Origin of the sequence: Klebsiella planticola ATCC 33531, assembly GCF_000735435.1 — a bacterium.
GTDB lineage: Bacteria > Pseudomonadota > Gammaproteobacteria > Enterobacterales > Enterobacteriaceae > Klebsiella > Klebsiella planticola.
The window spans coordinates 1-10,568 of sequence record NZ_JMPP01000053.1 but is presented as its reverse complement, the minus strand read 5'-3'; the positions used below and the strand labels follow the sequence as shown (position 1 = coordinate 10,568).

Below are 10,568 nucleotides of genomic sequence, written 5' to 3'. Positions count from 1 at the left end.
ATTTTCATGCGAGCTCTTCTTTAAATATGGCGGTGAGGGGGGGATTGACTCGCTTTGCTCGCCCTGCGGGCAGCCTGTTCGCTACGCTCTCAGTCTGTCCAGCTGGCTGTCGCCAGCTGTCGAACCCCGGTCGGGGATTCTCATCCCCCCTGGTGGTGCAACATGCAAAAAAAAGCCCGTACTTGCGTACGAGCTCTTCTTTAAATATGGCGGTGAGGGGGGGATTCGAACCCCCGATACGTTGCCGTATACACACTTTCCAGGCGTGCTCCTTCAGCCACTCGGACACCTCACCATATTGTTTTGCTGCTCACCCTGGGTGGGCAACGGGGCGCTACTATAGGGAGTTGCGCTAAAACGGTCAAGCAGTATTTATTCTTTCTTTACCGTTCGGTCAAGCAATGAACACTACGCCAGCCGAAAACCGTCAGGGCAGCAGTTTTAACGCTGAGAATCAAGCTGTTCGCTATTCTTCAGGACATCCTGAGCTTTACTGTAGCTTTCGATCAGCAGCTGGTAGGCCGGGAAGATTTTGGTATACACCTCCGCCCACTCCGCAGCATCCGGACGGTTCCAGCTGCGCTGCAGCTCGGAAGCCACCGCCGCGGTATCCATCGGCACGACGCCAGCTTGTACCACGCGTGCCAGAGTGATCTCCTGCGCCATCTTGCTGTAGGTGCCGGACGCATCTATGACGGCGAAAACCCGATAGCCGTCGGCAACTGCGGCGATAGAGGGAAACGCCATGCAGACGCTGGTAATGGTGCCGGCAATAATCAACGTCTTGCGTCCGGTAGCTTTCACGGCGGCAACGAAATCCGGATTATCCCAGGCATTGATTTCGCCTTTACGCGCAATGTATTGCGCGTGAGGTGCATTTTCGTGGATTTCCGGGATCAGGGGCCCGTTCGGCCCCTGCGGTACCGAGGCCGTCGTGATCACCGGGAGTCCTGCCAGAGAGGCCATTTTTGCCAACGCGGCGGCGCGAGCGCGCAGTTCAGGCATTGGCATATCGCCCACGGTCTGGAACAGGCCGCTTTGATGGTCAATCAATAACATGGCAGTATCGTTCACATCAATCATTGGACGGGAGTCGTTAAAGTTTGCTGGAGCAGACATCTTATTTACCTCTGTAGTTTCAGATTTGGCCAAAGCGGCCGCTGTTGTAATCCCGCACGGCTTCTGCGATCTGGGCTTTTGTGTTCATCACAAACGGGCCGTAGCCTACGATGGGTTCCTGTAACGGCTCACCAGCCAGCAGCAGTACCCTGGCGTTAGCCGTAGCGTGGAGATGAATCGCTTCTCCTTTCTGACTTAACACCACCAGCTGGCCTTCACGGGCATTGTCACTGCCGTTGACGTTGACTTCTCCTTCGAAAACCACCAGCGCGCTGCTCCAGCCATCAGGTTGCGTGAACGTCACGTCGTGGCCCTGATTTAACTGCATATCCCAGACGTTCAACGGCGAGAAGGTATGCGCAGGTCCGGCAATATCACCGTAACTGCCGGCGATCACCCGCAGAGTACCGGCGCCATCCGGTAGGGCGGCATCAGGAATGACATCCGCCGTAATGCTCTGATAGCCAGGATGGGTCATCTTGTCCTTGGCTGGCAGATTGACCCACAGCTGGATCATTTTCAGCTCCCCGCCGGTGCGGGTAAATTCCGCCGAATGGAACTCTTCATGCAGAATGCCGGCACCTGCGGTCATCCACTGCACATCGCCTGGGCCAATGATGCCGCCTTTGCCCGTTGAGTCACGGTGTTCAACTTCACCGGAATAGACGAGGGTCACGGTTTCAAATCCGCGATGCGGATGTTCACCGACCCCGCGCTTACCGCTTCCCGCCGGGAAATAGTGTGGACCGGCATAGTCCAGTAGCAGGAAAGGACTCAGCTGTTCGCCCTGTGTCTGGTAAGAAAATAGCGAGCGAACCGGGAAACCGTCGCCCACCCAGTGCTGTGTGGGGGAGGTATAGACACCTGTAATCTGTTTCATTGTGCTCTCCTGTGTGTCTGTTTCTGATGTCAATAAGCTTATATGTGCGACCTATAAGCCGGTAGATAGCAAAAATGACCTATACTGTTCTAAAAATGGAACAGTGGGGGGAAGGATGCAGGATCTCAACGATTTAGCCTGGTTTGTGCAGGTGGTGGATCATGAAGGATTCGCTGCTGCAGGCAGGGCGCTCGATCAGCCCAAATCAAAGTTAAGCCGCCGGATAGCGCAGTTGGAAGAACGGCTTGGCGTGCGCTTAATTCATCGTACGACCCGACAGTTCGTGGTGACTGAAGTCGGACAGACGTTCTACCAGCACTGCAAGGCGATGTTGATAGAGGCTGAAGCGGCGCAACAGGCAGTGGAAACATTGCGTTCGGAACCGCGCGGTAGCGTGAAGCTCACCTGCCCGGTGACCTTATTACATGCGCATATCGGACCAATGCTGGCGCGGTTTATGCTGCGTTACCCTGGGGTGAATGTGTTGCTGGAAGCAACGAACCGGCGGGTTGATGTTGTTGGAGAAGGGGTCGATGTCGCGATTCGCGTACGCCCGCGACCGTTTGATGACAGCGATCTGGTGATGCGCGTGCTGGCCGATCGCGGGCATCGGCTGGTGGCCAGCCCGTCATTGATTGCACGCATGGGGCGACCTCAGGTGCCATCAGAACTGAGCGCGTGGCCTGGGCTCAGCCTTGGGGCCGGCAGGCATCAGCATAAATGGCAACTGACAGGACCTGGGGGGGGCGCGGGCGGAAATTTACTTCACGCCGCGTATGGTGACGACGGATATGCTGGCGCTGCGCGAGGCTGCAATAGCGGGCGTCGGAGTGGTTCAGCTACCGCTGTTAATGGTCCGCGACCAGTTGGCTGCCGGTGAGCTGGAGGTGATACTCGATGCATGGCAACCGCAGCGGGAAGTGATTCACGCGGTCTTCGCCTCTCGCCGCGGTATGCTGCCATCGGTGCGAGCACTGGTAGATTTTCTGAGTGAAGAATATCAGCGAATGGAAGAGGATTGATTTTTTGCCGGCGTGGTGTAGGCGAGACAGTTCTGTCGACTCCCGGTCGGGGCTTCGCATCCCCCCGACCTGCGCAATATACGAAAAAAGCCCGTGACCGCGTACGAGCTCTCTTAAAATATGCGCTGAGCGGGCCGCAATGTACGAATGCCTTGATGGCCTCTTTATCATGCTAACAATATGATATATAAAATTTATACGGATTGGTTGGTCTGACAAAATCAGTTGTTATCCTGTTAAAGCCAGTAATATATGACATAATTTTCGATCCGGATGCTATCAGCGAGCTCCGCAATCAACGGGGAGTTTTCAGAGATCGTCATCCTGAAATGTCTACCGCGATTCTTACCCCTGATGGGGAGGCTCGTGGGAAACGGGAAGTGTTAAATCAGACCCGGAACCCATTTTGCCTGGCGCAATTCACGTGGTGTACTCTACGCGGCAGCCATTTTCGGCAAAAATGCGCGGAATGACTCATTTTCGGATTAAGGCTTTTCAGCGCCATGGTCCGTGGGATAGCCGTAAAATTAGTCCTCGCCGTGGGTCAGTCTGCGAATTTATCCTGCTGAGTCAGGGTTCAATAACGATTCGACGAATAAGGTTACCTTCAAGGTAGAACTGAATGAGTCCGCAGCCATTAAACTTATCGCTTTTTACATTGATCTGTACAGCCTGGCCAGACAAACCATCACGCTCAATTGCATTGACCGAAATAACTTTCATTGTGGCATTTACCCCAATGTTATCGGTGGTGTTCCAGTCAAGCAGACCCTTTGCTCCCTGGTAGTGATGGCCCCAGTCGGTGATATCTGCATCTGAAGTAAATTGAGCAAGATATGCTTTTGTATCATGGTTATTCGTTGCGGTGATAAAGTTTTTCACAGGTATGGCAAGGGATTGGTTCATAGCATTATGATCCGGAAAATGAGTCCTTGTAGGGTCTCCGCAGGCATTGAGAAATATGCTGAAAAGTAGAAGCAAAATACACCGGGCTGAGACATGATGAATATTTATTTTACGGTATGCGTTCATAACGGGTTATTTATCCGAGCGCCACAACGCGACTAAAACCGGCGGAAAAAATATTAACAGGAAAATCGGCAACTCTTCCAGGACGCTATAGCCAGCTCTGGTAACGCCGAGGATCATGTTAGCTGCTGCCAGACCGAACCACAGCACGGAAAACAGAATGGGAAATGTGCCGGGAGCTGGTGGGTAAACCGGTAGAGATAATCGAACCAGCAGGCGACATAAGCCTGCTAACAGAAAACCAGTAGCCAAAAATAGCAAGGTTCGCATAGCCAGAACTTCCTCAGCAGAGGGGTAATCGGCCGGAGTTTCTCCGGCCCTCGGCGATATCATTCATGGCTATGGGGAGTTAATAAATCCCCTAATCCAATGCGTTGTAAAAACTCTTTGCGGATACGATCGGCTACCGCGTTAACAACGATGGCGCCATCATCTGATGGATCGACATGTACCCTGAATGGACGTGTTCTATAAGGTGTATTAACGATATCGACCATTGCCGCTGCGACTTCAGCAACATCTGCATCTTCTGGTTCGCAGGCGGCGAGGCCGCGCAGCGCTTCATCGCCAAGACCTGCGGTTGGACCGGTTTCGGTATATTCGCGTTCGCGTTCAGTATCTGCTGGCTTACCGGAATGCAGGAAGTGGTTGGTGCCTTTAGTAAATGCGCCTGGCACAATAATGGAGGTTTCGATCCCCCAGCGTGCCAGTTCCGCAGCATAACTTACCGCAACGGCGTCCATCGCCGCTTTTGCCGCGAAGTAAGGTGCCAGGTATGGCGGCGTGCCGCCGCGGGTACTGCTGCTACCGACCCACAGTAACAATCCTTGACCTTGTTTACGCAACTGCGGCAGGGCTGCGCGGTTTACTCGCTGAGTGCCCAGAACGTTGATGTCATAGAGTTGTGAGAATTGTTCCGGCAGGAACGCTTCAGTTGGCCCGTAGACCATATGTCCCGCGTTATGTACCACCACATCCAGCCGCCCGTCCTGGGCGATAATCTGCGCGATGGCGGCATCTGCGGAATCCTGTGATTGAACATCCAGTTCGACGGTACGTAAATCAACATTATGCTGCCTGGCGTATTCAAGCGTGCTTTGCACTTGCGGAGCGTTACGGCCTGCGGTATCCCGCATACTGGCGTAGACAATATGACCCGCATAGGCGAATGCACGGGCGGCCAGCGCGCCAAAGCCGCTGGAAGCACCGGTAATCAGAATGACTTGTTGCATGATGATCTCCTGATAGCGGATAGGATGTTATCCGCATCACGGTGGAATTTAAGCGAAACCGCCGTTGACACGAATGACCTGGGAGTTGATCCAGCTGCCATCCGGTCCAGCCAGCGTGGCTACTACACTGGCAATCTCTTCCGGCGTGCCAATACGTTCCAGCGGCGCCAGTTTAGCAATGGCGCTGATCTGCTCTTCGCTTTTACCGTTAAAGAACAGATCGGTCCCGGTGGGGCCTGGCGCGACGGCGTTTACGGTAATATCGCGGCCACGGAGTTCGTTCGCCAGGACATGTACCAGACCTTCAACGCCTGCTTTGGATGCGATATACGGGCCATATGCCGGGAAAGATTTTGCAATAACGCTGGTGGACAGTGCGATAATGCGCCCGCCTTCGCTAACGGACTCCGCTGCGTTAGCCAGCACCAGGAACGCGCCGCGTAGATTTGTGTGAATCACTTTGTCAAAGTCAGCGAGGCCAGCTGGCGTGATTTTCGCCATCGGCATAACACCGGCGCTATGTACCACCACATCCAGATGACCGGTTACGGCTTTGGCCTCACTGAAAAGGCGGCCGACATCCGTTTCACTGGAAACGTCAGCCTGAATGGCGACCGCTTTACCACCTTTAGTGATAATGTCCTTAACCGTTTCTTGAGCTGCATTAGCATTGCCGGCGTAGTTAACGACCACCGAAAATCCATCCTGTGCCAGGCGTTCAGCAATTGCACGACCTATACCGCGTGATGCGCCGGTCACCAGAGCTGTTTTATTCGTTACGCTCATTGTCTTCTCCAGATGTTGTTTGATGAGTCACCCGTGTAACCACGGTGTGATGCAAATATTAGTGTTTTATCTGGAAGTATAAAGTGGGGTAAATTGATATTATAATTCCATTTAAATTAATAATAGGTTGAGGGAAGGGCCGCTCCGATGGATAAATTTGACACCCTGTTGCTCTTTACCCGGATTGTGGAACTGGAGAGTTTCAGTCAGGCCGCTGACCAGCTGGGGATCCCCAGAGCAACTGCAAGCAATGCGATAAAAGCGCTGGAAAATAATCTGGAGTGTCGATTGCTGGAACGCACGACCCGACATGTACGAACGTCTCTGGACGGCAGGGCTTTTTATGAACGCTGCGTGCATATCCTCTCAGAACTGGATGATGCCGAATCTTCTCTGCGTCATACCATCGTGCGGCCACGCGGTATTTTGCGCGTTGATCTGCATGGCGCTCACGCAACGCGGATTGTTTTGCCGAGAATTGACGAGTTCCATATTGAATACCCGGATATACAACTGGTTATCAGTAGCGGTGACCGGCTGGTTGACCTGGTTCGTGAAGGCGTCGATTGTGCTGTCCGTGCGGGTAAATTGCACGACTCGTCACTGGTCGCACGCCATTTAGCCACCATGCCGCAAGTCATATGTGCCAGTCCGACGTATTTGCAGCAGCATGGCAGACCTCTTTCACCAGACGATCTCATGTCGCACCAGTGTGTGAATTTTTTCTCTACCAGCAGGGGGACTAACTATCCAATTGAACTTCTTGTTAATGGTAAAAAGCAGGCTTATCAACCAAAGGGATGGTTGACGGTTAATGATGCGGAAAACTATGTTATTTGCGCACTTCGTGGCGGTGGGTTGGTACAGTTACCTCGCTACCATGTTGCGGATGCGCTGGAAGAAGGGCGTCTTGTCGAGGTGCTGAGTGAATGGCAAAGTCCGGGAATGTCACTTTCGGCACTCTATCCACAGCACAGGCAGCTGTCGCCCCGAGTGCGGGTATTCATCGACTGGCTGCGTTCTCTCTACAAAGAACATTTCCCTGAAGAGAAGCAATAACAACATAAAACCCCGGATATTGATTATTGTTTCCAGTGAAAGGATGGCATGACCGGTCCCCGGTACGCTCCCGATAGGGAGGAGAACCAAACCGTTCCGTAAGAAAATCCACGAAGGCGCGGACTTTTTTTGATGTCCGACGACCAGGGAGAAGTCGCGCTGAGATTGCGCCATCCTCTCTCCAGATCGGCCAGGATCCGCCTCGCGTGTTCATAATAAATTTCCCCGGAATTGGTCAGGGTCAGGTGCGGCGACAATGTTGCAGGAGGTGAATCTATTCGCTGCAAAGGGACGGGGGGGATAAAACATGCGGAAAATAACCACTCAAGCCACACGCCGTGTGGCTTGATATGAAGCATTGATGAGGCGTACTCACGGCGTCAACGGTGATGGTTGCGGATCAGCCGGGGAATTGGGCGTGGCGAATCATATCCAGCACCTGCATATTCCGTAGGCTTTCCTCGGGCGATATCAGCTGTGCGGGCTGGTTTAGCACGGCGGCGGAAAAGTGATGGATTTCCGCCTGATAGCGATCCGATTGCGCGACGGAAAGCGCGCGTACTCCCTGAGCGGAATGCAGATATATTTCTCCCGCATCATCCAGAAAAGGCGTGTCGACACAGAGCAGGCCTTTGTCGCCGATGATTTCCGCATAGTTTCGCCCGAATGCGTTGAAACCGCAGTGAATATTGGCAATCAGTCCATCGTCATACTGCAACAGCGCCGATAAATTGGTATCCACGCCCTGCTGTATCTCACTCAGCACCTGGCAACGTTGCGGGAGACGCCCGGTGACCATCCCGAGAAAGTTGACCGGATAGCATCCCACATCATACAGGGCGCCACCGCCGAGTTCGGCTTGCATCTTGATGGTATTGGGCCGATCCAGCAGGAAGCGGAAGGAGGCATTAATATGCCGCAATTCACCTAATTCCCCGCCGTCCAGCACCTCTTTTACCACCCGCATCCGGTCAGTGTAGCGGTACATAAAGGCTTCCATCAGAATACGGTTATGCTGGCTTGCGACCTGCTGCATGGCGGCCACTTCAGCGGCATCTAAGCCCAGCGGTTTCTCACATAACACGTGTTTACCCGCCTCCAGCGCCCGAATAACCCACTCTTTATGTAACGAATTAGGTAAGGGGATATAAACCGCCTGAATATCGCTATCTGCCAGCAGGTCGGCATAACTGGCATAGGTTCTCTCCCACTGATCCGTGGGTAATCCGTCAGAATTGCGCGAGGCAACTCCGAGTAGCCGGGCGTTTTCCGCTCGTTCGATGGCAGGAATAACGGATTGTCGGGCTATTCGGGCATAGCCCAGTACGCCCCAGGTGACGATATCAGACATCAGATTATCCTTATAAAATCAGGGTGATAATACGGTACCCGGCGCATGGTGCTCCCGGTATGTCTGACTGATTCTAAGGTTCTGCGGCCTGATAAGGTATGACAGCCTTCAATAATTTATCATATATATTTTGATATTTGTTATACAGCAATCATGGCGGGATGATCTTTCACCTCCGGATGCGCCCACAGAAATGCTATCTACCTGCTCCTGTTTGAAGTGATGCGCTTCATCTTTTGAAATGAACATTGAAGCAAAGCATTGTCAGGAAGAATAAGGCGTTATTGTCGGTTCCGTTTCTCTGCGGATATGTTCTCGCTGGCCGCTGTTTGCGTCAGGCATCTCAGCATGCACGCCGATGCGGTTTTTATTCGATGCCTTAATTTTTAGCCATTAATGAAATGCGATCGGCGCAGCGCTTTTTATGCAGATATTGCCATCGACGTACGACGCCAGGCATCTATGTAAAGGTCGCCCCGGTGATAAACAATTATGATCGGGGGGCTTTGGAACAGGAGATAACGATGGCAATCCTTAATATTCTCGACTTTGGTGCAGATCCGCAGGCCCGGCAGCTGGCAACATCCGCTATCCAGCAAACTATTGATAGCGCCGGAACCGGCGACACGATCCTGATCCCTGCCGGACGCTTTCTCAGCGGAGCGCTGTTTCTGAAAAGCGATGTGACGTTCCATTTAGCCAAAGATGCACTGTTACTCGGCAGTCAGAATCTTGCCGATTACCCTCTGGTGACTACGCGGGTGGCCGGTATCGATATGCCCTGGCCGGCAGGTATCATCAATATTCATCGCTGCCAGAATGTCCAGATCAGCGGGACGGGGACTATTGATGGTCAGGGGGCCATCTGGTGGGAGGCTTTCTGGGGGCGCGACGGCCGCGGCGGCATGCTGCAAACATACGCGGCGCAGGGGCTACGTTGGGTGGTCGATTATGATTGTCAGCGCCCGCGCAATCTAGTGGTCTACGAGAGCGATACTATCCTGTTACAGGATTTCACCAGTCGCGAGTCAGGTTTCTGGAATCTGCACCTGTGCTATTCACGTCGTCTGCGCGTCCAGAACCTGACGATTGCTAATTCCGCGGGCCCCAGCACCGACGGAATTGACGTGGACTCATGCGAACAGGTCCTTATAGAAGGATGTACCGTCTCCTGCAATGATGACAATATCTGCGTGAAGGCAGGGCGGGGAAAAGCGGCCGCGCTGAAGGGACGAGCGTCGCGGGATGTGGTGATTCGCCATTGCACGCTGCTACGCGGTTCCGGAATTACCCTCGGCAGCGAAACCTCCGGCGGCATTGAACGCATTACCATCGAACAGAACCGCTTTCGCGGTACCGGCGTTGGGTTTCGCATTAAATCGGCGCGTAATCGCGGTGGGTTTATTCGTGACATTACGGTCCGCCATCTCGACCTGTTGGATGTCACCTTTCCGCTGATGATCCAACTGAACTGGTTCCCACTTTATAGCTACGGTGCGCGGGACGATCTTACCGATGCCCCGGCCCACTGGCGCGATCTGGCTGAAGGCGTCGATGGCGAGGCGGGTTTAACGCGGGTCTCCGCCATTGAGATTAGCGATATTTCAGCCCGCCGCGGGCAGCAGGAGGGCTTTTCCCGTGCGTTCTTTATTGAAGGTTATCCGGAGCAGGCGATTGACGGCCTGACCTTAAGCGCCATTGATATCGACGCGACAGAATTTGGCAAAATAGCCGGGGTGAAGAGGCTGCGGTTTGATCAGGTCACGGTGAACGCGCCGACCCTCACTCAGACAGAAAATGACACGTATGAGCGTTAGAAGGTGAACCGCCCAGACAGGGCTCGTTGGGTGGCAGCGACTTAGCCATACGTCACCGCCCTGGTCGCGAGGAGTGATTTCCCGGCGGGTAAATGAAAAGTACGAGCTGTTCTTAGAATATGGCGGTGAGGGGGGATTGACTCGCTTTGCTCGCCCTGCGGGCAGCCTGTTCGCGGGCTCGCGGTTTGTCCAGCTGGCTGTCGCCAGTTGTCGACCCCCGGTCGGGGCTTCTTATCCCCCCCTGGTGGTGCAACATGCAAAAAAAAAGCCCGC

Annotated in this window: 9 protein-coding genes, 1 tRNA gene, 1 other RNA gene and 1 pseudogene; 3 read left to right on the top strand and 9 right to left on the bottom strand. The window is 53.7% G+C overall.

The genetic code is table 11. The features are described 5' to 3' along the window. Nucleotides 1–27 precede the first annotated feature (27 nt). The 4 genes from GRPL_RS27135 to GRPL_RS05565 all read right to left on the bottom strand — a co-directional run bounded on the left by GRPL_RS27135 (nucleotide 28) and on the right by GRPL_RS05565 (nucleotide 1,999). A non-coding RNA gene (locus GRPL_RS27135) (RtT sRNA) lies at nucleotides 28–164 on the bottom strand. A gap of 43 nt (nucleotides 165–207) precedes the next feature. Further along, nucleotides 208–295, bottom strand: a tRNA-Ser gene (locus GRPL_RS05555). 146 nt (nucleotides 296–441) lie between these two features. Further along, nucleotides 442–1,119, bottom strand: a complete 678-nt coding sequence (locus GRPL_RS05560) for an isochorismatase family protein (protein WP_032688400.1) — start codon at nucleotides 1,117–1,119, stop codon at nucleotides 442–444. A 19-nt stretch (nucleotides 1,120–1,138) separates the two neighbouring features. After that, on the bottom strand, nucleotides 1,139–1,999 hold the full coding sequence (locus tag GRPL_RS05565; RefSeq protein WP_032700326.1) for a pirin family protein: 861 nt from the start codon (nucleotides 1,997–1,999) through the stop codon (nucleotides 1,139–1,141). 115 nt (nucleotides 2,000–2,114) lie between these two features. On the opposite strand from GRPL_RS05565, the pseudogene GRPL_RS05570 reads away from it, so the two are divergent. Beyond that, nucleotides 2,115–3,021: pseudogene (locus GRPL_RS05570) on the top strand (LysR family transcriptional regulator). 570 nt (nucleotides 3,022–3,591) lie between these two features. Here the strand turns inward: GRPL_RS05570 and GRPL_RS05575 are convergent. From GRPL_RS05575 to GRPL_RS05585, 4 genes are all read right to left on the bottom strand, one after another. After that, a complete protein-coding gene (locus tag GRPL_RS05575; RefSeq protein ID WP_032688397.1) occupies nucleotides 3,592–3,927 on the bottom strand; it encodes a hypothetical protein in 336 nt (111 codons plus the stop codon). Between the two features lie 132 nt (nucleotides 3,928–4,059). Continuing rightward, nucleotides 4,060–4,320, bottom strand: coding sequence for a hypothetical protein (locus GRPL_RS0125890; protein ID WP_032688396.1), 261 nt, complete (start codon nucleotides 4,318–4,320; stop codon nucleotides 4,060–4,062). Between the two features lie 59 nt (nucleotides 4,321–4,379). Next, complete coding sequence (locus GRPL_RS05580; protein WP_032700324.1) at nucleotides 4,380–5,282, bottom strand: SDR family NAD(P)-dependent oxidoreductase; 903 nt, start codon at nucleotides 5,280–5,282, stop codon at nucleotides 4,380–4,382. A 48-nt stretch (nucleotides 5,283–5,330) separates the two neighbouring features. Beyond that, nucleotides 5,331–6,068 (bottom strand): SDR family oxidoreductase, encoded by a 738-nt coding sequence (locus GRPL_RS05585; protein ID WP_032700322.1) that lies wholly within the window; start codon nucleotides 6,066–6,068, stop codon nucleotides 5,331–5,333. Nucleotides 6,069–6,215: 147 nt separating this feature from the next. Between GRPL_RS05585 and GRPL_RS05590 the strand changes: the two genes are divergently transcribed. After that, nucleotides 6,216–7,127: a LysR family transcriptional regulator gene (locus tag GRPL_RS05590; protein WP_032688393.1), complete on the top strand. Its 912-nt coding sequence runs from the start codon at nucleotides 6,216–6,218 to the stop codon at nucleotides 7,125–7,127. 400 nt (nucleotides 7,128–7,527) lie between these two features. Here GRPL_RS05590 and GRPL_RS05595 read toward each other — a convergent pair whose 3' ends face one another. After that, entirely contained in the window at nucleotides 7,528–8,478 is a 951-nt protein-coding gene (locus tag GRPL_RS05595) for a Gfo/Idh/MocA family protein (RefSeq protein WP_032700321.1), read from the bottom strand. 524 nt (nucleotides 8,479–9,002) lie between these two features. On the opposite strand from GRPL_RS05595, the gene GRPL_RS05600 reads away from it, so the two are divergent. Next, nucleotides 9,003–10,295 carry a glycoside hydrolase family 28 protein gene (locus GRPL_RS05600; RefSeq protein WP_032688391.1) on the top strand — a complete coding sequence of 431 codons (1,293 nt, stop codon included), beginning with the start codon at nucleotides 9,003–9,005 and terminating at the stop codon, nucleotides 10,293–10,295. The last annotated feature ends 273 nt before the right edge of the window (nucleotides 10,296–10,568 follow it).